24 protein-coding genes are annotated in these 21,347 nt (G+C 72.3%); 1 reads left to right on the top strand and 23 read right to left on the bottom strand.

Translation table 11 applies throughout. The features are described from left to right. Positions 1-94: 94 nt before the first annotated feature. The 6 genes from rlmN to rpsB form a co-directional block, all read right to left on the bottom strand. Entirely contained in the window at positions 95-1,201 is a 1,107-nt protein-coding gene (gene rlmN / locus IH54_RS0121135; protein WP_031519090.1) for a 23S rRNA (adenine(2503)-C(2))-methyltransferase RlmN, read from the bottom strand. A gap of 76 nt (positions 1,202-1,277) precedes the next feature. Next, a complete protein-coding gene (locus IH54_RS0121130; RefSeq protein ID WP_078862399.1) occupies positions 1,278-2,300 on the bottom strand; it encodes a phosphatidate cytidylyltransferase in 1,023 nt (340 codons plus the stop codon). A 149-nt stretch (positions 2,301-2,449) separates the two neighbouring features. Then, positions 2,450-3,007, bottom strand: coding sequence for a ribosome recycling factor (frr, locus tag IH54_RS0121125; RefSeq protein WP_031519086.1), 558 nt, complete (start codon positions 3,005-3,007; stop codon positions 2,450-2,452). Positions 3,008-3,128: 121 nt separating this feature from the next. After that, positions 3,129-3,893, bottom strand: a complete 765-nt coding sequence (pyrH, locus tag IH54_RS0121120) for a UMP kinase (RefSeq protein ID WP_031519083.1) — start codon at positions 3,891-3,893, stop codon at positions 3,129-3,131. Positions 3,894-4,031: 138 nt separating this feature from the next. Then, positions 4,032-4,868, bottom strand: a complete 837-nt coding sequence (tsf, locus tag IH54_RS0121115; protein WP_031519080.1) for a translation elongation factor Ts — start codon at positions 4,866-4,868, stop codon at positions 4,032-4,034. A 116-nt stretch (positions 4,869-4,984) separates the two neighbouring features. Then, positions 4,985-5,893, bottom strand: a complete 909-nt coding sequence (gene rpsB, locus IH54_RS0121110) for a 30S ribosomal protein S2 (RefSeq protein ID WP_031519078.1) — start codon at positions 5,891-5,893, stop codon at positions 4,985-4,987. Between the two features lie 265 nt (positions 5,894-6,158). Here rpsB and IH54_RS0121105 point away from each other — a divergent pair, with 265 nt between their 5' ends. Continuing rightward, complete coding sequence (locus IH54_RS0121105; RefSeq protein WP_234343667.1) at positions 6,159-6,719, top strand: murein hydrolase activator EnvC family protein; 561 nt, start codon at positions 6,159-6,161, stop codon at positions 6,717-6,719. Positions 6,720-6,738: 19 nt separating this feature from the next. Here the strand turns inward: IH54_RS0121105 and IH54_RS0121100 are convergent, their stop codons facing one another. From IH54_RS0121100 to proS, 17 genes are all read right to left on the bottom strand, one after another. Continuing rightward, positions 6,739-7,296: a TetR/AcrR family transcriptional regulator gene (locus IH54_RS0121100; RefSeq protein WP_031519073.1), complete on the bottom strand. Its 558-nt coding sequence runs from the start codon at positions 7,294-7,296 to the stop codon at positions 6,739-6,741. A 54-nt stretch (positions 7,297-7,350) separates the two neighbouring features. After that, complete coding sequence (gene whiG, locus IH54_RS0121095; RefSeq protein ID WP_031519070.1) at positions 7,351-8,187, bottom strand: RNA polymerase sigma factor WhiG; 837 nt, start codon at positions 8,185-8,187, stop codon at positions 7,351-7,353. A gap of 281 nt (positions 8,188-8,468) precedes the next feature. After that, positions 8,469-9,704, bottom strand: a complete 1,236-nt coding sequence (gene dprA / locus IH54_RS0121090) for a DNA-processing protein DprA (RefSeq protein WP_078862398.1) — start codon at positions 9,702-9,704, stop codon at positions 8,469-8,471. Continuing rightward, positions 9,704-11,356: a YifB family Mg chelatase-like AAA ATPase gene (locus IH54_RS0121085; RefSeq protein ID WP_031519065.1), complete on the bottom strand. Its 1,653-nt coding sequence runs from the start codon at positions 11,354-11,356 to the stop codon at positions 9,704-9,706. Before IH54_RS0121085 ends, dprA begins: the two co-directional genes overlap by 1 nt. After that, on the bottom strand, positions 11,356-11,718 hold the full coding sequence (locus IH54_RS0121080; protein ID WP_031519064.1) for a YraN family protein: 363 nt from the start codon (positions 11,716-11,718) through the stop codon (positions 11,356-11,358). Before IH54_RS0121080 ends, IH54_RS0121085 begins: the two co-directional genes overlap by 1 nt. Before the next feature lie 79 nt (positions 11,719-11,797). Next, complete coding sequence (locus IH54_RS0121075; RefSeq protein WP_031519062.1) at positions 11,798-12,124, bottom strand: DUF2469 domain-containing protein; 327 nt, start codon at positions 12,122-12,124, stop codon at positions 11,798-11,800. A gap of 99 nt (positions 12,125-12,223) precedes the next feature. Beyond that, complete coding sequence (gene lepB / locus IH54_RS0121070) at positions 12,224-13,009, bottom strand: signal peptidase I (RefSeq protein ID WP_078862397.1); 786 nt, start codon at positions 13,007-13,009, stop codon at positions 12,224-12,226. Between the two features lie 34 nt (positions 13,010-13,043). Then, complete coding sequence (gene lepB / locus IH54_RS40055) at positions 13,044-14,027, bottom strand: signal peptidase I (protein WP_078862403.1); 984 nt, start codon at positions 14,025-14,027, stop codon at positions 13,044-13,046. 64 nt (positions 14,028-14,091) lie between these two features. After that, a complete protein-coding gene (gene lepB / locus IH54_RS43450) occupies positions 14,092-15,357 on the bottom strand; it encodes a signal peptidase I (RefSeq protein WP_078862396.1) in 1,266 nt (421 codons plus the stop codon). Continuing rightward, the gene (gene lepB, locus IH54_RS0121055) at positions 15,350-16,069 is read right to left on the bottom strand and encodes a signal peptidase I (RefSeq protein WP_031519050.1); all 720 of its coding nucleotides are present in this window, start codon (positions 16,067-16,069) and stop codon (positions 15,350-15,352) included. The genes lepB (IH54_RS43450) and lepB (IH54_RS0121055) overlap by 8 nt, the downstream gene beginning before the upstream one ends. A gap of 45 nt (positions 16,070-16,114) precedes the next feature. Continuing rightward, positions 16,115-16,465 carry a 50S ribosomal protein L19 gene (gene rplS, locus IH54_RS0121050; RefSeq protein WP_031519048.1) on the bottom strand — a complete coding sequence of 117 codons (351 nt, stop codon included), beginning with the start codon at positions 16,463-16,465 and terminating at the stop codon, positions 16,115-16,117. Positions 16,466-16,598: 133 nt separating this feature from the next. Then, on the bottom strand, positions 16,599-17,420 hold the full coding sequence (gene trmD, locus IH54_RS0121045) for a tRNA (guanosine(37)-N1)-methyltransferase TrmD (RefSeq protein WP_031519045.1): 822 nt from the start codon (positions 17,418-17,420) through the stop codon (positions 16,599-16,601). A gap of 1 nt (position 17,421) precedes the next feature. Beyond that, positions 17,422-18,036: a ribosome maturation factor RimM gene (rimM, locus tag IH54_RS0121040; RefSeq protein ID WP_031519043.1), complete on the bottom strand. Its 615-nt coding sequence runs from the start codon at positions 18,034-18,036 to the stop codon at positions 17,422-17,424. Between the two features lie 141 nt (positions 18,037-18,177). Further along, a complete protein-coding gene (locus IH54_RS0121035; protein WP_031519041.1) occupies positions 18,178-18,417 on the bottom strand; it encodes an RNA-binding protein in 240 nt (79 codons plus the stop codon). A gap of 2 nt (positions 18,418-18,419) precedes the next feature. Continuing rightward, entirely contained in the window at positions 18,420-18,863 is a 444-nt protein-coding gene (rpsP, locus tag IH54_RS0121030; RefSeq protein WP_031519038.1) for a 30S ribosomal protein S16, read from the bottom strand. A gap of 149 nt (positions 18,864-19,012) precedes the next feature. Continuing rightward, positions 19,013-19,603: a hypothetical protein gene (locus IH54_RS0121025; protein WP_031519035.1), complete on the bottom strand. Its 591-nt coding sequence runs from the start codon at positions 19,601-19,603 to the stop codon at positions 19,013-19,015. A 221-nt stretch (positions 19,604-19,824) separates the two neighbouring features. Continuing rightward, positions 19,825-21,237, bottom strand: coding sequence for a proline--tRNA ligase (gene proS, locus IH54_RS0121020; RefSeq protein WP_031519033.1), 1,413 nt, complete (start codon positions 21,235-21,237; stop codon positions 19,825-19,827). Between the last annotated feature and the right edge of the window lie 110 nt (positions 21,238-21,347).

The following is a 21,347-nucleotide window of genomic DNA, read 5'->3' as shown; positions in this document are numbered from 1 at the left end:
TGTTGTGGGCCCGCGTGTGCACGCCTGCCCGTACGGCCGCGAGCTGCAGTGACCGCGGGCCGGACGCGAGCGCCGACCGTACGATAGCAGCAGGTCAGCGCTCCGCCGCCGCCAGCTGTCCGCAGGCGCCGTCAATCTCCTGGCCACGGGTGTCGCGTACGGTCACGGGCACTCCGTGCGCCTCCAGCGCGGCCACGAACGCCCGCTCGTCCTCCGGTCGGGAGGCCGTCCACTTCGAACCGGGCGTGGGGTTGAGCGGGATCAGGTTGACGTGCACCCGGTGGTTCTTCAGCAGCTTGCCCAACCGGTCGGCGCGCCATGCCTGGTCGTTGACGTCGCGGATCAGCGCGTACTCGATCGAGATCCGGCGGCCGGAGACCTCGGCGTAGTGCCAGGCCGCGTCCAGCACCTCACGGACCTTCCAGCGGGTGTTGACCGGCACCAGTGTGTCGCGCAGCTCGTCGTCCGGGGCGTGCAGGGAGACCGCGAGGCGGCACTTGAAGCCCTCGTCGGCGAAGCGGTGGATGGCCGGCACCAGGCCCACCGTGGAGACGGTGATGCCGCGCTGCGACAGCCCCAGGCCGTCCGGTTCGGGGTCGGTCAGCCGGCGGATCGCGCCGACCACGCGCTTGTAGTTGGCGAGCGGCTCGCCCATGCCCATGAAGACGATGTTCGACAGGCGTGCCGGTCCGCCCGGCACCTCCCCGTCGCGCAGCGACTTCATGCCGGCCACGATCTGGTGCACGATCTCGGCGGTCGACAGGTTGCGGTCCAGACCCGCCTGGCCGGTGGCGCAGAAGGGGCAGTTCATGCCGCAGCCGGCCTGTGACGAGATGCACATGGTGACGCGGTCCGGGTAGCGCATCAGCACCGACTCGACGAGCGTCCCGTCGAAGAGCCGCCACAGCGTCTTGCGGGTGTCGCCGTCGTCGCACGAGGCGTGCCGCACCACCGTCATGAGCTCCGGCAGCAGATCCCCGGCGAGCTTGCCGCGGGCCGCCGCCGGGATGTCCGTCCAGGCCGCGGGGTCGTCGGCGTACCGCGCGAAGTAGTGCTGCGACAGCTGCTTGGCCCGGAAGGGCTTCTCTCCGAGCGCGGCCACCGCCTCCCGTCGCTCGGCGGGCGAGAGGTCGGCGAGATGCCGCGGGGGCTTCTTGGCTCCCCGCGGCACGGCGAAAGTCAGTTCTCCGGGTACAGGCATGATTCCTCCAGTGTCCCAGATCGCGGAGGAAGCCCGCGCCGCGCGGGCTTCGGGCCTGTGGAGGACGCGGGCGGGCTCAGCCCTGGCCGACGAAGGCGACCAGCAGCAGCCAGACGATCGGGGCGGTCGGCAGCAGGCTGTCGAGGCGATCCATGATGCCGCCGTGGCCCGGCAGCAGGGTGCCCATGTCCTTGATGTCGAGATCCCGCTTGATCATCGACTCGCCGAGGTCGCCGAGGGTGGCGCTGATCGCGGCGGCCAGGCCCAGGACCAAGCCCTGCCACCAGCAGCCGCCATCGATGGAGAACTGCATCAGCAGCGCGCCCGCCACCATGGCGAAGCCGATCGCGCCCGCGAGTCCCGCGCGGGTCTTGCCGGGGCTGATCCGCGGGGCGAGCTTGGTGCGGCCGAAGCGCCAGCCGACCGCGTAGGCGCCCGTGTCGCTGACCACGGTGAGCACCAGGAAGGCCAGCACCCGGCGGGGGCCGTCGTCCGCGGCGAGCATCATCACCACGAAAGTGGCGAGGAAGGGCACGTAGAAGGCCACGAAGACGGCCGCCGTGACGTCCTTGAGGTAGTCGTGCGGCGGCTGGGCCATGCGCCAGACCAGGATCGCCAGCGCGGTCAGCGCCATCGCGATCCACGCCCCGTCGGCGCCGCGCAGATACCCGGCGATCACCATGGCCGCGCCGCCCACCACGAGCGGCACCAGCGGCGCGTGAATGCCCTTGCGCTCGGCGAGCCGCGAGGTCAGCTCCCACACGCCGACCGCGACTGCCACCACCACGACCCCGACGAAGACCTGCTTGACGAGGAAGAGCGAGGCCAGAACCACCACGCCGAGCCCCACGCCCACGCCTATCGCCGCCTGGAGGTTACGCCCTGCGGACTTCTTCGCGGGGGCGGGCTGCGGGGGCGTCGGCTCGGACGCCGGCGGCGAGGGCGGCATAGCTGGAGTCTTCCTCCCGGTGCGGCTTTCCGCCGCGGAATACGCCGCCGGGGCGGTGACCGCGGCGACGTCGGCGGCCGCGGCTGCGGTGTTCTCCGTTGCTCCCCGGTGACCGGCGCGCGGCGAAGCGCCCCAGGAAGAGTCGTTCACTGAGCTTCGCCTCGCGTCGTCGTCGGGGTGTGCGGAGTGGCGGGTGCGGGCCGGCGGGCCCTCGGGCCGCGGCCGGGCCCGGAACGGACCGCAGGAGGCCCGTGAAGGGCCCCGCGGGGCCCGGGGAGGTATGGACGGCACCGGGACCGTCAGACCTCCAGCAGCTCCGCTTCCTTGTGCTTGAGCAGCTCGTCGACCTGGGCGACGTACTTCGACGTCGTGTCGTCGAGCTCCTTCTCCGCGCGGCGCACCTCGTCCTCGCCGGACTCGCCGTCCTTGACCAGCTTGTCCAGCGTCTCCTTCGCCTTGCGGCGGACGCTGCGGATGGAGATCTTGGCGTCCTCGCCCTTGCCCTTGGCGACCTTGATGAACTCGCGCCGCCGCTCCTCGGTGAGCTGCGGGAAGACCACCCGGATGATACGGCCGTCGTTGCTCGGGTTGACGCCGAGGTCGGAGTTGCGGATCGCCTCCTCGATGTTGCGCAGGCTGCTGCTGTCGAAGGGGGTGATCACCGCCATCCGCGGCTCGGGCACCGCGAAGGACGCCAGCTGGTTGATCGGGGTGATCGCGCCGTAGTACTCGGCCACGATCTTGTTGAACATCGCCGGGTGCGCGCGGCCGGTACGGATCGCCGCAAAGTCGTCCTTGGCGACCTCGACGGCCTTCTCCATCTTCTCCTCGGCTTCGAGGAGGGTTTCTTCAATCACCATGTGCTCCTGGTTTTCAGAAGGCGGGGCCCTGCGGGCGCGGCCCCTGCGCGCGTCTGTCCTGCACGGTGTCCGACCGGCAGCGTGTTGTCCATCCCCTGATGCCCCGTGGCGGCTACGGCTAGCCTCTGGTGCCCTGGGTGTTGACCAGTGTGCCGATCTTCTCACCCTTGACCGCGCGGGCGATGTTGCCCTCGGCGAGCAGCTCGAAGACCAGGATCGGCAGCTTGTTGTCCTGGCACAGGGTGATGGCGGTGAGGTCGGCGACGCGCAGGTCGCGCGCGATGACCTCGCCGTAGTCCAGGGCGTCGAACATGGTCGCGTCCGGATTGAGCTTGGGGTCGGAGTCGTAGACCCCGTCGACCCCGTTCTTGCCCATGAGCAGGGCGGCCGCGTCGATCTCCAGCGCGCGCTGCGCGGCGGTGGTGTCGGTGGAGAAGTACGGCATGCCCATACCGGCGCCGAAGATCACCACGCGGCCCTTCTCCAGGTGCCGCACCGCGCGCAGCGGGATGTAGGGCTCGGCGACCTGGCCCATGGTGATGGCGGTCTGGACCCGGGTCTCGACGCCCTCCTTCTCCAGGAAGTCCTGGAGGGCCAGGCAGTTCATGACCGTGCCGAGCATGCCCATGTAGTCGGAGCGCGCCCGGTCCATGCCGCGCTGCTGGAGTTCGGCGCCGCGGAAGAAGTTGCCGCCGCCGATGACGAGGGCGATCTCGTAGCCGTCCGCGACGACCGCGGCGACCTCGCGGGCGATGGCGTGCACGACGTCGGGGTCGACACCGAGCCCGCCGCCCCCGGCGAAGGCCTCGCCGGACAGTTTGAGCAGGAAACGGCGGCCCGCGCCGGGTGCGCCGGTCGGGGCCTGTGCGGCGGCTTGGTTCATGGGGATCTCCTCGTGCACGTACAAAGGAGGCCACTGCCGCGGGTCCTTGTGGGTTCCCGTGACGGCAATGGCCTCCTTGTCACCTCTGCGGCCGGCCGGCGGGCGGCCGGTCGCGTACGACCCTAGCGGGCTCCCGGGTCAGACGCCCACGCGGAAGCGCGCGAAGGCCTTCAGCGTCACGCCGGCCTCGTCGAGCACCTTCTGCACGGTCTTCTTGGCGTCCTTGGCGAAGGACTGCTCCAGGACGACGTTCTCCTTGAAGAAGCCGTTGACGCGGCCCTCGACGATACGCGGCAGAGCGGCCTCGGGCTTGCCCTCCTCACGCGCGGTGGCCTCGGCGACGCGGCGCTCGTTCTCCACCGTCTCGGCGTCGATCTCGTCGCGGGTCAGGTACCGCGGCGCGAAGGCGGCGATGTGCTGGGCGACGTCCTTGGCGGTCTGCGCATCGGCCTTGTCCAGCTCGACCAGGACGCCGACCTGCGGGGGCAGGTCCGGGCTGGTGCGGTGCAGGTAGGAGGCGACGTAGGTGCCGGTGAACTGCGCGAAGCGGTCCAGCACGATCTTCTCGCCGAGGGTCGCGTTGGCCTCGTCGACGAACGCCTGCACGGTCTGGCCGGGCTTGATCTCGGAGGCGAGCAGCACGGCGATGTCGGCCGGCTTGGTCGCGGCGACGTGGGCGGCGATGGCGTCGGCGACGGCGACGAACTTGTCACCCTTGGCGACGAAGTCCGTCTCGCACTTCAGCTCGACGAGGACGCCCTCGGTGCTGTCGGCGGAGATCAGGGACACCACGGCGCCGTTGGAGGCCGAGCGGCCCTCGCGCTTGGTGACACCCTTCTGGCCCTTGACGCGGAGGATCTCGACGGCCTTGTCCAGGTCGCCTTCGGCCTCGGTGAGGGCGTTCTTGCAGTCCATCATGCCCGCGGCGGTCAGCTCGCGGAGCTTCTTGACGTCAGCGGCGGTGAAGTTCGCCATGGGTCTGTGTCTCTTCCCGAATGGTCGGTGGATCTACGGGTGGACGGCGGGGGCACAGGGCCCCCGCCGTCGTCACGCGTGGGGCCGGCAGCCGCGAGCGGCCGGCCGGCCTCAGGTCAGGCCTGCTCGGCGTCGCCCTCGGCGGCCGGCGCGTCAGCGGCGGGCGCCTCGGTGGCCGGAGCCTCGGTGGCCGGGGTCTCGGCCGCGGGCGCCTCGGCGGCCGCGGGGGCCTCGGCCGCGTCGTCGGCCTTCTTCTCGCCTTCCAGCAGGTCGCGCTCCCACTCGGCCAGCGGCTCGGAGCCGCCCTCGGCCTTCTTGTCGCTCAGCGCGGCGCCGGAGCGGGCGATCAGGCCCTCGGCGACGGCGTCGGCGATCACGCGGGTGAGCAGCGTGACGGAGCGGATCGCGTCGTCGTTGCCCGGGATCTTGTAGTCGACCTCGTCGGGGTCGCAGTTGGTGTCGAGGATCGCGACGACCGGGATGCGGAGCTTGCGCGCCTCACCGACGGCGATGTGCTCCTTCTTGGTGTCGACGATCCAGACGGCGCTCGGCACCTTCTGCATCTCGCGGATGCCGCCGAGGGTCTTCTCCAGCTTGTCCTTCTCGCGGGAGAGGACCAGGAGCTCCTTCTTGGTCAGGCCGGACGCGGCCACGTCCTCGAAGTCGATCTCCTCGAGCTCCTTGAGGCGCTGCAGGCGCTTGTAGACGGTCGAGAAGTTGGTGAGCATGCCGCCCAGCCAGCGCTGGTTGACGTAGGGCATGCCGACGCGCGAGGCCTGCTCGGCGATGGCCTCCTGCGCCTGCTTCTTCGTACCGACGAACATGATGGAGCCGCCGTGCGCGACGGTCTCCTTGACGAACTCGTAGGCGCGGTCGATGTACGACAGCGACTGGAGCAGGTCGATGATGTAGATGCCGTTGCGCTCGGTGAAGATGAAGCGCTTCATCTTCGGGTTCCAGCGGCGGGTCTGGTGCCCGAAGTGGACGCCGCTCTCCAGCAGCTCCCGCATCGTGACGACGGCCATGGCCGTACTCCTTGAGGTGCTCGGTTACCGCGACAGCCGGACGGCGGTCGCGCCTGACGCCCCGGCGCGCCGTGCCACGAGGGACCGAGGGGCGCGGCCACCGCCCCGGAGACGGGGGTTGGTGGCGGGGCGTGCGAAGTCGACCCGGTGACCCGGATCGCCAGAGAAAGTGTACGGGACCCGCGGAGTCCCAGGCGACACCCAAGTTGTCCACAGGCTGCGACCATGATCATCTTTCGGCGCCCGGATGCGGGATCGTCGTGTCATGGCGTTCACGACGGTGTGGTTGACGATGGTGGCGGCGCTGCTCGCGACTGCGGGCGGGCCGCCCGGAGGGCCGTCCCTGGCGGTGCCGGGCGGCGGTCGCAGCTGGCCGGTGGCCGGGCAGGGGCCGCGCGGGCGGCCGGTGGTGCTGCGGGCGTTCGAGGCGCCCGCGACACCGTGGGGCGCCGGGCACCGCGGGGTCGACCTGCGGGCCGGGCCGGGTGCGCGGGTGCGGGCGGCGGCGCCGGGCGAGGTGGTCTTCGCCGGGCGGGTGGGGGGCCAGGGAGTGCTGGTGCTGCGGATCGGGCCGGACCTGCGGATCACGTACGAGCCGGTGCGCGCGGGCGTCGCGGTCGGCGCGCGGGTGACGGCGGGGCAGCCGGTGGGCACGGTGGAGGGGGCGCTCGCGCACTGCCCGGCGGTGTGCCTGCACTGGGGGCTGCTGCGGTCGGGGCGGGGCGGAGACGTCTACCTGGATCCGCTGTCGCTGCTGCCCCGCTGGATACGGCGCGGCGGGCCGTCGCGGCTGCTGCCGGTCCTCGGGGTCCCGGCGCCGCGCTGACGCACCGGGTGCGCCGGGGTCAGCCGGTGACACCGCGCAGGGCCATCGTGACGGCGGCGCGGGTGATCACCTCGGGGTCCTCCGCGGCACCGAGTTCGATACGGCGCACCGCGACGTCGACGACGCCCTGGAGCAGCATCGCGGCGAGCCGCGGCTCCGCATGGCCGAGGTCGGAGAGGGCGGCGACGACCATGGCGACCAGGCCGCCGTGGGCGGCGCGGATCTTCTCCCGGGCGCCGGCGTCGAGTTCGCCCGCGGAGATCGCGACCACGGCGCGGTGCCGGCGGTCGCCGACCAGGGCGAGCTGGCTGCGGACGTACGCCTCGATGCGGTCCTCGGGGGTGCCGGCGGCCTCCATCGCGGCCTCGACCTCGGCGGCCCAGACCGGGAAGTCGACGGCGCACAGCTCCTCGACGACGGCGGCGCGGGAGCGGAAGTACTCGTAGACGGACGAGCGGGCGAGCCCGGTGCGCTCGGCGAGCGCGGGGAAGGTCAGCGCCTCCGTGCCGCCCTCGGAGAGCAGGGCGCGGGCGGCGTCCAGCAGGGCCCGCCGCTGCATCGTGCGGTGTTCGGCCACCGAGGCCGCTCGAATCCTGGGCATCCCTCCACTGTAGACAGTGCGGGGGTGCCGTCAGCGGCCGACGTCGGCGAGCTTTGCCCGCAGTTGAAGCACGGACTTGGTGTGGATCTGGCTGACCCGGCTCTCGGTGACGCCCAGCACCTGGCCGATCTCGGCGAGCGTCAGTCCCTCGTAGTAGTAGAGGGTGACGACGGTCTTCTCCCGCTCGGGGAGGGTGTTGACGGCGCGGGCGAGCAGCCGGCGCAGCTCGCGGTCCTCGGCGACCTCGACCGGGTTGTCGGCCCCGGTGTCCTCCAGGGTGTCGACGAGGCTGAGCCGGTCGCCGCTCTCCGCCCCGACGTGCAGCAGCTCCTCCAGCGCCACCACGTTGGCCAGCGACAGCGCGCTGAAGACGCCGTGCAGCTCCTCCAGTCCGACGCCCATCTCCGCGGCGACCTCCGGCTCGCTGGGGGTGCGGCGGAGCTTGGCCTCCAAGGTGGCGTAGGCGCGCTCGACGGCCCGGGCCTTCTGGCGTACCGAGCGCGGGATCCAGTCCAGGGCCCGCAGCTCGTCGATCATGGCGCCGCGGATCCGGGTGATGGCGTAGGTCTCGAACTTGATCGCCCGGTCCGGGTCGAACTTCTCGATCGCGTCGATCAGCCCGAAGACCCCCGAGGACACGAAGTCGGCCTGCTCCACGTTGGCCGGCAGCCCGACGCTGACCCGGCCGGCGACGTATTTCACCAGCGGCGAGTAGTGCAGGATCAGCTGCTCGCGCAGCCGCGCGTCCCCCGTGGACTTGTAGGTCCGCCACAGCTCGTCGAGCGACGTGGGGGCGGGTGGCCGAGCGGTGGCGGGGGCAGTGGTCGCGGCCGTCGCCCGTTCGGACCCGGGGGTGTGCTGGGGCATGCGTCGTTGTGAGCCGTTCTGCCGTGACGTGGACGGGGAATCGAGCCTCCGAGAGCGTAGCGTGACCATAGTGTCGCTCATTGCTACGTCATCCGTTTGGGACATGCGCAGATACGTTCCTCTATGGCTGCACGGGCACCGGGCCGGCTGCGGAACCCGGCACGGTTGCTCCGGAAGACCCGCACCGGCCATGATGGGCCGCCGCCGTGGCCCGAGTGCCGCTCCCTGCGATCGCCCCAGGTCACAGCCCCGCGCTGTCACCTGATGGTGTGCCGCCGGCGTCAACCGGCGTGCCGCGTGGGGCTGTCGCGTGCGGTACGGACCAACTGCCACCTCCCGTCCAGCCGTTCGACGAAGCCGAGCGCCTGCAATTCGACGAGCCTGCTCAGCGTGTCGTCACAGGAGGCCCCGGCCACCTCGGCGATCTCCCGCTCGTCCGCGGCCCCCCGACCCGGCAAGGCCTCCAGCACACGGGTCGCCGCGGCGCCGAGCAGATCGCGGGGCAGCACCGGCCCGCGCCGCGGCGGGGCGAGGTCGGCGCCGATCTCGCCGACCAGCTCGACGACGTCCGCAGCGTCCGTCACGACCGCCGCACCGTCCCGCAACAGCTCGTGCACCCCCTCGGACAGGCCGCTCGTGCACGGCCCCGGTACGCCCATGGTGATCCGCCCCATCGCCGTGGCCCGGCGCGCGGTGATGAGCGAGCCGCTGCGGTAGCGGGCCTCGACCACCACCGTCCCCCGGGTCAGGGCGGCGATCACCCGGTTGCGCAGCACGAAGCGGCTCCTGGTCGGATGGTCGCCGGGCGGCAGCTCGCCCACGAGCAGGCCCCGCTCGGCCATCCGTTCGATCAGCCCGGCGTTGCGCGGCGGATACGCCACGTCCACCCCGCAGGCCAGCACCCCGACCGTGGCGCCGCCCGCGCCGAGCACCGCGCGGTGCACGGCGCCGTCCACCCCATGGGCGGCACCCGACACCACGACCCACCCCGCCTCCGCGAGGCCCGCGCCGAGGCGGGCCGCCATGTGCGCCCCGTAGTCGGTGCAGGCACGGGCGCCGACCACCGCGACCGAGCGCAGCGCCCACAGCCGCAGCGACGGCCGGCCCCGCACCCACAGCCCGAACGGCCGCTGCGGCCCCAGGTCGTCCAGCTGCCCCGGCCAGTCGCTGTCCGAGGGGCAGACGAAGCGGGCCCCCACCCGGTGGGCGGCCGCCAGGTCCGCCACCGGGTCCGCGCCCGCCGCGCGGCGGGCGTAGCGGGCCGTACGGTCCGGGCTCGCCGCCGGCATGGGCTGCCCGGCGCGGACGGCACGCAGCGCGGCCTCGGCCCCGCGGTCCCGCAGCGCCCGCCCCATCACCTCGTCCCCCGGCTCGGCGATCCTGGTCAGCGCGGCCCGGGCCAGCCGCTCCCCCCACCCGACGCCCGCCCCCTCCCCGTACGCCGCCCGCAGCGTCGCCTCGTCCGCCGCCCGCAGCGTCGCCTCGTCCGGCGGCCGGGGCGGCGGGGCCGTGGCCATCAGGGGCTCCCGGCGGGCGCCAGGCCGTGGCTGACGCCCGTCCGCAGATGCAGGGCCGCACGGACGTCCTCGGCGTCGGGACGGGCGTGGCCCGCCAGGTCGGCCAGCGTCCACGCGACCCGCAGCACCCGGTCCAGGCCCCGGGCGGTCAGCAGGCCGCGTTCCATGTCGCGCTCGGCGGCGTGCAGCGCGCCGGGCGCGACCGGCCAGCGGGTGCGCAGCTCATGGCCCGGCACGTCGCCGTTTGCCCGCCAAGGTGAACCGGCGAGGCGGACGGCGGCCCGCTCCCTGGCCTCCCGCACCCGGGCGGCGACCACGGCCGTGCTCTCCCCGGGCCCGCGCCCGATGAGGTCGGAGCGGCCGACCGCCTCGACGTCCACGCGCAGGTCCACCCGGTCCAGCAGCGGCCCGGAGAGCCTGCCCTGGTAGCGGCGCACCGCGGTGGGCGAGCACTCGCACCCGGCGCCCAGCATCGAATACCGACCGCACGGGCACGGATTCGCCGCCAGCACCAGCGTGAAGCGGGCCGGCAGCCGCATCACCCCGGCGGCCCGGGCCACCACCACGTGCCCGGACTCCAGCGGCTGCCGCAGCGCTTCGAGGGCTTTCACGCTGAATTCCGGCGCTTCGTCCAGAAAAAGCACCCCTCTGTGCGCCAGCGAGACCGCGCCCGGCCGCGGCAGCCCGCTGCCCCCGCCGACCAGGGACGGCATCGTCGCGGAGTGGTGCGGCGCGCAGAACGGCGGGGTGTCCACCAGCGGGCGGCCCGTCGGGAGGATGCCGGCCACCGAGTGGACGGCCGTGACTTCCAGCGACTCCTGCCGTGTCAGCGGCGGCAGGATGCCCGGCAGCCGCTCGGCCAGCATCGTCTTCCCGGCCCCCGGCGGACCCTTCAGATAGAGGTGGTGAGCCCCCGCCGCGGCCACCTCCAGCGCGAGCCGGGCGGCGCCCTGCCCCGCCACGTCGGCGAGGTCCGCCCCCGCCGACGATCCGCCCTCCGCCCCGGCGTGGGAACTGCCGCCGCCCAGGCTGACGGCCAGCCCGGAGCCGACCCCGCCACCCGGCACGGTCAGCCCCGCGAGCATCGGGTCGGGCCGGCCCTCACCGGGCAGCGCCCCTTCCTCCTCCTCCGGGACCGGCTCGTCGTTGAGCACCGCCACCAGTTGCCGCAGGCTGCGCACCCCCAGCGCCGCGATGCCCGGCACCAGCGACGCCTCCGCCACCGTCCGCTCGGGCACCACCACCTGCCGATAGCCCGCGTCGGCCGCCGCGAGCACGGCGGGCAGCACGCCCCGCACCGGGCGCACCCGGCCGTCGAGCCCCAGCTCGCCGATCATCATCAGGTCGGCGATGGCGGACGGCGCGATCCGCTCGTTGGCCGCGAGCAGCGCGCAGGCCACCGCGAGGTCGAAGCCGGAACCGCCCTTGGGCACCGACGCCGGACTCAGGCCCACGGTGAGCTTCTTCTGGGGCCAGACCTCGCCGCTGTTCACGATCGCGGCACGCACCCGGTCCCGGCTCTCGACCAGGCTCTTGTCGGGCAGACCGACCAGGGTGAAGGCCGCGAGGCCCGGTTCGAGATCGGCCTGGACCTCGACCACCACTCCCTCGACGCCGACCAGCGCGACCGAGCACGTACGGGCGAAGCCCATCACGCCACCCCCCGCACGTGGTCGACCTCGGGTGCCCCGCGGTCGGGAAGGACGACGCCCACCAGGTCGATCCTGACCCCGCCCGGCGGAGCCCCGCCGTGCTCGGCGGTCCAGCGCTCGGCCAGCGACCGCAGCCGGGTCAGCTTGGCCGCCGACAGGGCCTCCCGCGGATGCTGGAACCGCCCGGCCCGCCGGGTCTTGACCTCGCAGATCACCAGGGCGTCGCCCTCGGCCGCGAGGATGTCGATCTCACCGCCGCGGCCGTGCCGCCAGTTCCGCCCGATCACCCTCAGGCCCGCGGCCTGCAGCGCCCGGACCGCGACGTCCTCGCCGTACCGCCCCAGCGCACCTCGTGCGTTCATGAGTACCACCTCCGTCACCGACTGTGACAGAGAGTGGTCCCTCGAAGATGATCTTGAAGTCCGGCCTGTGGATAACTTCTCAGCTACCGAAGCCCGAGTCGTCCGACGGCAGGTCCAGATCCGCCTTGTTCAGCTCCTCGATGTTCACGTCCTTGAACGTGAGCACCCGCACCTGCTTGACGAACCGGGCCGGGCGGTACATGTCCCAGACCCATGCGTCGGCCATCGAGACCTCGAAGAACACCTCACCCTGCACCGAGTGCACCTGCATCTCGTAGTCGTTGGTGAGGTAGAAGCGCCGCTCGGTCTCGATCACGTACTTGAACAGGCCGACGACGTCGCGGTACTCCCTGTAGAGCTTCAGCTCCATCTCGGTCTCGTACTTTTCGAGGTCCTCGGCGCTCATCGTGTGTTCCCCTTCAGCCGTACGTGCACCCATTGTGCGTCACAAGCTCCCACGACACCGCGGGACTTTCCCGCACAACCGAAGCGAGCACCGGGGTGGTCATCTGCGCCTCAGCAGCTTGGCCAGCGGGTCGTAGGCCGCGCCGCCCAGGATGAACACCACCCCGACGATCGCCGCGACCACCAGCATGCCCAGCGGCCCCTGCCCGGGGGAAGCCCCGCCCGGGACGGCGTGGAACGCCGAGGTGCGCGGCAGCAGTCCCATCCGCGACGTGGGCCAGGCGATCCCGTCCACCCGGGCCTTCACATCGGTCGCCGGGACCGCGCCGCCCTCGGCGTCGGCCAGGTGCAGCCGGGAGTCCTCGGACACCGAGCGGTTGTCGCCCAGCAGGAAGAGTTTCCCGGCCGGCACCCGGGTGCGGAAGGATTCGAGCGAGGCGCGGCTCGCGCCGTCCTTGCCGGAGGGCGCGCCGCCGTTGAGGTACGTCTCGTCGATCGGCGTGCCGTTCACCAGCAGCCGCCCCTGCGCGTCGCAGCACTGCACGGTGTCGCCGCCGATCCCGACGACCCGCTTGACCAGCGGCTCGCTGCCCCACAGCTTGTCCTGGAAGACCACCACGTCGCCGCGGCGCACATCCGAGCCGGAGACCTTCTGGGCCACCACCTTGTCGCCCGGCCGGACCGTCGGCACCATCGAGGTGGTCGGCACCGTGTAGGGGCGGTAGACCAGCGCGCCCCACACGCAGGAGCCTATGAAGAGCACGCTGCCGACGGCGATGACGATGCCGGACACCCGGTGCCCGATCCCGCCACCGCTGCCGGACGTGCTCCGCCGTACGGTCCCGCTTCGTGTGGTGCTGGTCACCGCACCGCTGCTACTGCTCATGGAGCCGAACCCTACCCGGGGGTACCCCCGGCGGTCAGCAGTCTTCCCGGCCGCGGTCGGGACCGCCCGCACCGCTCGACCCGTCGCCCGGCCCGTCCGCACCGCCGTCGCCGGCCACCGGCCCGCCCCCGGCCGACAGCAGCCGCCGCCGGCGCCACATCACCAGCGGCAGCGCGCCCGCCACACCCGCGGCCGCGGGAGCGGCGGAACCGGCCGCCGAGATGCCCGGCTGCGAGAAGGTCGAGGGGATGGACAGCCAGTCCCAGCGGTTCACCGGCCAGGCCACCACGATGGCGCGGCCGACCACGTACTTGTCGTCGACGAAGCCGTGGCTCGGCTGGTCCATGTGGAAGCGCGAGTCCAGCGAGTCCTGCCGGTGGTCGCCCATGACCCAGATGTGGTTCTTGGGCACCGTCACCTTGAAGGGCTTGTCCGGGCTGCACGGGGTGTTGCCCGGGAAGACGTACGGCTCGTCCAGCGCCTTGCCGTTGACCGTCACCGGGCCGGTGCCGGTACAGGACACCGTGTCTCCGCCGACCCCGATCACCCGCTTGATCAGGTCCTTCTCGTCGGCGGACGGCATCAGGCCGATGAAGCTCAGGCCCTTCTGCAGCCCGCGCACCACCGGGTTGCTGCTGGGCTCGGGGTTCTCCGGAAGCCAGCCGCCCGGGTCGTGGAAGACGACGACCTGGCCGCGGCTCGGCTCCGAGCCGAACCACGGGGTGAGCTTGTCGACGAGCACCCGGTCGCCCTGCAGCAGGGTGTTGTTCATCGAGTCGGACGGGATGGAGAAGGCCTGCACCAGGAACGTCTTGATCAGCAGCGCCAGTACCAGCGCGATGCCGATGAGCAGCGGCAGCTCCTTCCAGAACGACCGCGGCCTGGCCTGCGAGGGCCGCCCGGGGCGTCCGGCCTCGCCGTCGCCGCCGCTGCGGCCGTCGTCGCCGTCACCGCCGTCGCCGTCCGCCGGGTCCGGGTCGGCGGGCCCCACCGGGCCGACCGGCTCGCCGCCGGCCATCGCCGGGAAGCCCGTCCCCGCGGGCATGGCCCCGGGTACGGCCCCGGACGCGCCGCCGGGCACGTCAGCGCCCTGCGTCAGGTCCGGACCGGCCACCGGAGCGGACGTCACGCCGGAACCGTCGCCGTACGACGGACCCGCCGCCGGAACGGACGGGGTGCCCGCACCATCGGCGTACAACGGCCCATCGGCGTACGACGGCCCGGCCGCGGAGCGTCCAGGGACCGCGGCATCCGCCGCCGACGCGTCGGCCGCGGGCCCCGCGGCATCCCGCTTCTCGGGCTCGCCGGGTCCAGATCGCGCGCCGACCACCAGGTCCCCCACATCCACTCCTCACTCTGGAACACCGCCCGCCGCGCCGCCGGCGCAGCCCTGCCACACCCATAACGAGTGACAGTTCCACGGGGGTCGCGAGCTGGTCCGTTCTTGGACCGTTCTTGGCCGAGCCCACACTAGTGGTCGCGGCTGTGTCCGCCGTCGTCGCCGAACCGGGGTCCGCGACGCCCGCGAACGTCTCCGGCTCCTTGAGCCGCTGCCAGTGGCCGACCGGCCAGCCGATCACGAAAGCCCGTCCGACCACCAGACTCTCCGGGATCGTGCCGCCTCCGGGCTGGCCGGTGTGATAACGCGAGTCGGCGGAATCCGAGCGATGGTCGCCCATGACCCACAGCCGCCCCTCGGGTACATGGTCGGTGAATTTCATCAATGAGGGTGGATTACCCGGGTACAGATAGGGCTCGTCGAGGGGCGTGCCGTTGACGAGCAGCCGCCCCTTCGCGTCGCAGCACTGCACGGTGTCGCCGCCGACGCCGATCACCCGCTTGATCAGGTCCTGCTCGCCGCTGGCCGGCAGCAGCCCGATGAAGGTGAAGACCTGTTTCACCTGCTTGACGACCACCGGGTCGGGCTTGGGCTCCGGCTCGCCGTGCAGCCAGCCGCCCGGGTCCTTGAAGACGACCACGTCGCCGCGGTGCGGCTCGGCGCCGAACCACGGGGTGAGCTTGTCGACCAGCACCCGGTCGCCGATCTGGATGGTCTGCTCCATCGACCCCGAGGGGATGACGAACGCCTGCACCAGGAAGGTCTTCAGCACCAGCGCGATGACCAGCGCCACCAGGACCAGCAGCGGCACCTCCCGCGCCAGGGAGCGGCGCCTTCTGCGGGCCACCTTGCGGGCCAGCCGCCGCCGCTCGACCCGGGTGCTGCCGGTCAGCCGCGGCCCGTCCTCGGACCCGGCGTCCTCGACCCCTTCGGTGCCCTCGCCGGAGGCCGGCTCCGTGTCCACCACGCCGCCGAAGAGCGTCCGGCGGCCCTTGCCGCGGTTACCCATGCGCGCCGGCCGGGGCGGGCACGTCGGAGAAGGCCGCGGGGCGGCGCAGCCGGGTCCAGTGGCCGACCGGCCAGGCGATCCAGTCGGCGCGGCCGATCACCCGGCCGACCGGGACGGTACCGCCGCCGGGGTCGCCCAGGTGGTCACGCGAGTCTCGGGAGTCGTCGCGGTGGTCACCCATCACCCACAGCTTTCCGTCCGGCACCACGATGTCGAACCGTACCTGGGAGGGCGTGTTACCGGGATAAAGGTAGGTCTCGTCCAGCGGGTGGCCGTTCACCATGATCCGGCCCTCGGCGTCGCAGCAGGTGACCCGGTCGCCGCCGACGCCGATCACCCGTTTGACGAAGTCCGTGCCGGGCTTCTGGGTGAAGGAGCCGTCACCGTCGAACACGATCACGTCCCCCCTCCGGGGTGTGCCGCCGAAACGGTATGCCAGCTTGTCGACCAGCACCCGGTCGCCGATCCGCAACGTGCCCTCCATCGAGCCGCTCGGCACCTGGTAGGGCCGTACCACGAAGGTGGTGACCAGCAGCATCGCGCCCACGCCTGCCGCCGCGAGGAGGATCGTACGCCGCCACTCCTCCCACAGGGCAAGCAGCGCGCGCGACCGGCTTCCGCCGGACACAGCAGAACGCGACCGCTCCTCCGCTTCCGCCTCGTCGGCGGCGGGGGAACGGTCGCGTTCCGGTGGTGATACGTCGGTGTCCATCGGGGCCAGAGCCTATCCGGCCGCCGCGGACGGCCCGCGACGCGCTCAGTTCTCGCGCTTCTCCTTGATCTTCGCGGCCTTGCCCCGCAGCTCGCGCAGGTAGTAGAGCTTGGCGCGGCGGACGTCACCGCGGGTCACGACCTCGATCTTCTCCACGATCGGGGTGTGCACGGGGAAGGTGCGCTCGACGCCGACCGAGAAGCTGACCTTGCGGACGGTGAAGGTCTCGCTGATGCCCGCGCCCTGGCGGCGGATGACGACGCCCTTGAACTGCTGCACACGGGAGCGGTTGCCCTCGATGACGCGCACGTGGACGTTGACGGTGTCGCCGGGGCGGAAGGCGGGGATGTCGCTGCGCAGCGACGCGCTGTTGACGTCCGCGATCAGGTTGGCCATGTCGGTGTCTGCTTCCTCGCCGATGCCACAGGTCATCGGCGGAACATCAAATCGGATGAGGTGTTTGGCGACCGGTGGTGGCGGGCGTCGTTCCCCCTGTGGCAGGGGCGCGCGCCGGACCGGCAGCAGCCGCTCATTCTTCCATGACGTGCGGGCTCGGCCCAAATCGCCCGTCCGGGCCCTGCTGCCAGCCCAGGATGCTCAGCATCTCCCGGTCCTTCCGGTCGAAGGCGGCCGGGTCGCAGCGCCGGATCAGGTCGGGGCGGTGGGCGACGGTGCGGCGCAGCGCCTCGTCGCGCCGCCAGCGGGCGATCTTGCCGTGGTGGCCGCTGAGCAGCACGTCGGGGATGCCGCGGCCCCGCCACTGCGGGGGCTTGGTGTAGACGGGGCCCTCCAGCAGGTCGGCCATGGCGCCGGGGGCGAAGGAGTCGTCCCGGTGCGACTGGGCGTTGCCGAGCACGCCGGGCAGCAGCCGGGCCACCGCCTCCGTCACGACCAGAACCGCGGCCTCGCCGCCGGCCAGCACGTAGTCGCCGATGGAGACCTCGTACACCGGCATCCGGGTGCGGTACTCGTCGGTGACGCGGGTGTCGATGCCCTCGTAGCGGGCGGGCGCGAAGATCAGCCAGGGGCGCGCGGCCAGCTCGCCGGCGAGCTGCTGGGTGAAGGGCCGCCCGCTCGGGGTGGGGACGACGAGGGCGGGGCGGCCGGCGCCCGCCTCGTATCCCGCAGCCAGGGTGGCGTCGAGCGCCTCGCCCCACGGCCCGGTCATCATGACCATGCCGGGGCCGCCGCCGTACGGGGTGTCGTCGACGGTGTTGTGGCGGTCGTACGCCCACGCGCGCAGGTCGTGCACGCGCACGTCCAGCCGCCCGGCGGCGCGGGCCTTGCCGACCAGCGAGACGTTCAGCGGCTCCAGGTACTCGGGGAAGATCGTGACGACGTCGATCCGCATGTCAGCCGCCGTCCGCCGCACCCCGCGGGGCGTCCCCGGCGTCCCCGGCATCTCCTGCCGCGTCCTCCGGAGCGTCCTCGGGCTCTTCCTGGAGTTCGTCCTGGGGTTCGTCGTCGAGCAGGCCGGGCGGCGGGTCGATGACCGCGCGCTGCTCCTCCAGGTCGATCTCCGGCACGATCTCGGCGACGAAGGGCACCAGCACCTCGCTGCCGTCCGGCCGGGCCACGACCAGCAGGTCCTGGTAGGGCAGGTGGCTGATCTCGCTGATCCGGCCGATCTCGCGGCCGTCGGTCGTGACGACGTCCAGGTCGATCAGCTGGTGGTCGTAGAACTCCTCCGGGTCCTCCGGCGTCTCCTCCGGGTCGACCTCGGCGATCAGCAGGGTGTTGCGCAGCGCCTCGGCGCCGCTGCGGTCGCTGACGCCCTCGAAGCGCAGCATCAGCCGGCCGCTGTGCACCCGCCCGGTGGCGATGGTCAGCGGCCCTGTGGCGGCCGGGTCGGTGGCGAGGACGGCACCGGGCGCGAGCCTCAGCTCGGGCTCGTCGGTGCGCACCTCCACGCTCACCTCGCCCTTGATGCCGTGGGCGCGGCCGATCCTGCCGACTACCAGCTGCATGGAGCGCTTCACCTCTCGTGCGTGCCTCAGGGGGGCGTGCCCTCCCCTCGGCGGCCGGGGCGGGTACGTCAGACGGCTCGGGCCGGGAGCGGCAGCGCCACCCCCGGCCCGAGCCGGTGATTCGTGCGGTACGGCGGGCGGTCAGCGCACCTGGTCGACGTCGACGAGGTCGACGCGGATGCCGCGCCCGCCGAGCGCGCCCACGACCGTGCGCAGCGCGCGGGCGGTACGGCCGTTGCGGCCGATCACCTTGCCGAGGTCGTCGGGGTGCACCCGGACCTCCAGCACGTTGCCGCGACGCAGGGTGCGCATGTCCACCTGCACATCGTCGGGGTTGTCGACGATGCCCTTCACGAGGTGCTCAAGAGCCTCCTCAAGCACGCTCAGGCCTCGGTGGACTCAGCCGCGGCCGGGGCCTCGGCGGCGTCGTCGGCCTTCTTGTCGGCCTTCTTGGCCTTCGGCGTGATCGCCTCGCCCTTGGGCTCGTCGGCGGTGTCCTTGGCCGCGGCCTCGAACAGGGCGCGCTTGTCGGCCTTGGGCTCCGCGACCAGCAGCGGCGCGGGGGCCTCCAGGCCCTTGTACTTCTGCCAGTCGCCGGTGAGCTTCAGGATGGCGAGCACCGGCTCGGTCGGCTGGGCGCCGACGGAGAGCCAGTACTGCGCGCGGTCCGAGTCGACCTCGATACGCGACGGGTTCTGCACCGGGTGGTACAGGCCGATCTCCTCGATGGCCCGGCCGTCACGGCGGGTACGGGAGTCGGCGACGACGATGCGGTAGTGAGGCGAACGGATCTTGCCCAGACGCTTCAGCTTGATCTTGACTGCCACGGGAGTGGATTCTCCTGGTTTTTGACGTGTTTGGGCACAACGAGCTTCCACGTGGGGTTGCGGGAGTCGGGCGCCCGGTGGACGCGTCAGCCGAAGGAGAGAGGGTTCCTGCACGGCTGTCGAGTTCTCAGCTGGCCATTCTGCCACACTCAGGCGACACCCACGACCTCGGGGATCCGGAAGGGCTGCCCGCAGGCACCGCACATGATGGGCGCCTGGGCCAGCACGGACGGCACCACCCGGACATTGCGCCCGCAGTCGCAGACGGCCTTGACCCGGACACCGCCGCCCGACGAGCCGTGCCGCGCGGCCGGGCCGCGGAAGGAGCGCGCGGTGTCGGCGGTCGTTGCCACGGTGTGCGCCTTGAGGGCGCGCTGCAGCCGCTCGATGGTCGGCCGATATCGCTTACGGGTCTCCGGGCGCATCACCACGAGGGAGAAGCCGCTGCTGGGGTGCGGCTCGTCGGCGTGGTCGAGGCCCATCTCGTCGGCGATGGCCAGGAAACGGCGGTTGTGATAACGGCCGGCACGCGAGGTGTCACGGATGCCGCGGGCCGCGGCGATGCCGTGCACGGCCTCGTGCAGCAGCCTCTCGAAGGAGAGTTCGGTTCCGCAGGCGGACGACGACTCTCCGATCAGGGATTCGGGTGCGGCCAGATCGGGCAGCTCGGGGTGGTGCCGTTGAATGTCGGCCCAGGCGACTGCCAGCTCGGCGGCAAGGACAGGTGGTGTCGTGCTCACGCCGTGACAACGAGCCGGATGCTCCCGGTGTTCCTATTCCGGGCCAGCCCAATTAATTTGCACTGATCGGTCAGTTCCGGTTGATGTGCGGATGATGACGGATGATGCGCATGGGATGGGCATGACGAGGGGCGGGTGCGGAGGACGGTGAGGAACCTGCGCACCCGCCCCACGGACGGACGAACCACGTATTACGTACGTGCGTTTTCGGTCAGCGGACGCTAGTAGGCCCGCGCCACGACCGCCAGCGCGCCCGGCGCGTCGTCCGCGTCCGGCACCTCGCCGTCCGCGCCGACCAGGCAGCGCACCGAAACGCCCTGCTCGGCGAGCTTCGCCTCGCCCTCGGGACCGAGATCCGCCCACGGGATGCGAGCCCAGCCGTCGGCCGCGGCCTCGGCTGCCTCGTCGATACCGGTGACGTCCACAGTGCGGGATTCCCGGCGCTCGCGGGACTCGCGCAGCAGCTGCGCCTGGTCCTCCTCCAGCAGCCCGGGCAGCAGCGCCGCGAGCGCGTCCAGCGCGACCGGCTCCTTGCCCCCGGGGATCCGGCGGGCGAGCATCGCGGTGCCGGCCTCCAGGTCGCGCGGGCCGATCTCGACCCGGGCCGGGACGCCCTTGAGCTCCCAGTCGACCGCACGGCGGCCGAACGGGGTGTCGGTGCGGTCGTCGACCACGACCCGCAGCCCGGCGGCCGTCAGCGTCTCGCCGACCTCGCGCACCTTGGCCACGACCGCGTCGTCGCCCTTGATCGCCAGCACCACGACCTGCACCGGCGCCAGCCGCGGCGGCACCCGGAGCCCGTTGTCGTCGCCGTGCATCATGATGAGGCCGCCGACCATGCGGGTGCTGCTGCCCCACGAGGTCTGCCAGACGTGCTCCTGCTCGCCTTCCGCTGACAGGTACTGGGTGTGGAAGGCCTTCGCGAAGTTCTGGCCCAGCTCGTGGCTGGTGCCCATCTGCAGGGCCTTGCCGTCGCCCATCATGCCTTCGAGCGTGAGGGTGTTGATGGCCCCGGCGAAGCGCTCCTTGGCCGTCTTGCGGCCCAGGACCACGTCCATCGCCAGCACCTCGGTCATGAAGTCCGCGTAGACCTCGCGGTGGATCTTCGCGGCGTAGTCGCGCGCGTCCTCGTACGTGGCGTGCGCGGTGTGGCCCTCCTGCCAGAGGAACTCACTCGTGCGCAGGAAGAGCCGCGGCCGCATCTCCCACCGCACCACGTTCGCCCACTGGTTGATCAGCAGCGGCAGGTCCCGGTAGCTCTGCACCCACTTGGAGAAGTACTCGTTGATGATCGTCTCGGACGTGGGGCGCACCACGACCGGCTCTTCCAGGTCCTTGCCACCGCCGTGCGTGACGACGGCCAGCTCCGGCGCGAAGCCCTCGACGTGCTCGGCCTCACGGGCCAGGTAGGACTGCGGGATGAAGAGCGGGAAGTAAGCGTTCTGCGCACCCGCCTGCTTGATGCGCGCGTCCATGTCCTGCTGCATCCGCTCCCACAGGCCGTAGCCGTACGGTCGAATGACCATGGTGCCGCGGACCGGGCCGTTGTCGGCCAGTTCTGCCTTGTTGATCAGATCCTGGTACCAGCGCGGGAAGTCGTCCGCCTGGGGGGTGAGAACGGGAGCCTTTGCCATGCAGGCGATGGTACGGGGCGAGGCCGTCGGACTCCGAATCGGTTACGCCCGCGGGGACGGGTGCGGAACGGGCCGAAAACGCCTCCCGCCGCCCCTGGACGGCGCCCGCA

It is taken from the genome of Streptomyces sp. NRRL F-5123, assembly GCF_000721495.1.
Lineage (GTDB): Bacteria > Actinomycetota > Actinomycetes > Streptomycetales > Streptomycetaceae > Actinacidiphila.
The sequence above is the reverse complement of the archived record's forward strand: the minus strand, read 5'-3'. Positions and strand labels throughout refer to the sequence as shown.

Bases quoted from the DNA above. Each gene is read 5' to 3' on its own strand.
- lepB (WP_078862397.1), bottom strand. From the start codon at position 13,009: ATGAGCAGTAGCAGCGGTGCGGTGACCAGCACCACACGAAGCGGGACC.
- whiG (WP_031519070.1), bottom strand. From the start codon at position 8,187: ATGCCCCAGCACACCCCCGGGTCCGAACGGGCGACGGCCGCGACCACT.
- dprA (WP_078862398.1), bottom strand. From the start codon at position 9,704: ATGGCCACGGCCCCGCCGCCCCGGCCGCCGGACGAGGCGACGCTGCGG.
- proS (WP_031519033.1), bottom strand. From the start codon at position 21,237: ATGGCAAAGGCTCCCGTTCTCACCCCCCAGGCGGACGACTTCCCGCGC.
- lepB (WP_078862396.1), bottom strand. From the start codon at position 15,357: ATGGGTAACCGCGGCAAGGGCCGCCGGACGCTCTTCGGCGGCGTGGTG.
- rimM (WP_031519043.1), bottom strand. From the start codon at position 18,036: ATGCAGCTGGTAGTCGGCAGGATCGGCCGCGCCCACGGCATCAAGGGC.
- rpsB (WP_031519078.1), bottom strand. From the start codon at position 5,893: ATGGCCGTCGTCACGATGCGGGAGCTGCTGGAGAGCGGCGTCCACTTC.
- lepB (WP_078862403.1), bottom strand. From the start codon at position 14,027: ATGGCCGGCGGCGAGCCGGTCGGCCCGGTGGGGCCCGCCGACCCGGAC.
- lepB (WP_031519050.1), bottom strand. From the start codon at position 16,069: ATGGACACCGACGTATCACCACCGGAACGCGACCGTTCCCCCGCCGCC.
- IH54_RS0121075 (WP_031519062.1), bottom strand. From the start codon at position 12,124: ATGAGCGCCGAGGACCTCGAAAAGTACGAGACCGAGATGGAGCTGAAG.
- tsf (WP_031519080.1), bottom strand. From the start codon at position 4,868: ATGGCGAACTTCACCGCCGCTGACGTCAAGAAGCTCCGCGAGCTGACC.
- rplS (WP_031519048.1), bottom strand. From the start codon at position 16,465: ATGGCCAACCTGATCGCGGACGTCAACAGCGCGTCGCTGCGCAGCGAC.
- IH54_RS0121080 (WP_031519064.1), bottom strand. From the start codon at position 11,718: ATGAACGCACGAGGTGCGCTGGGGCGGTACGGCGAGGACGTCGCGGTC.
- trmD (WP_031519045.1), bottom strand. From the start codon at position 17,420: ATGCGGATCGACGTCGTCACGATCTTCCCCGAGTACCTGGAGCCGCTG.
- pyrH (WP_031519083.1), bottom strand. From the start codon at position 3,893: ATGAACCAAGCCGCCGCACAGGCCCCGACCGGCGCACCCGGCGCGGGC.
- IH54_RS0121085 (WP_031519065.1), bottom strand. From the start codon at position 11,356: ATGGGCTTCGCCCGTACGTGCTCGGTCGCGCTGGTCGGCGTCGAGGGA.
- IH54_RS0121105 (WP_234343667.1), top strand. From the start codon at position 6,159: ATGGCGTTCACGACGGTGTGGTTGACGATGGTGGCGGCGCTGCTCGCG.
- rlmN (WP_031519090.1), bottom strand. From the start codon at position 1,201: ATGCCTGTACCCGGAGAACTGACTTTCGCCGTGCCGCGGGGAGCCAAG.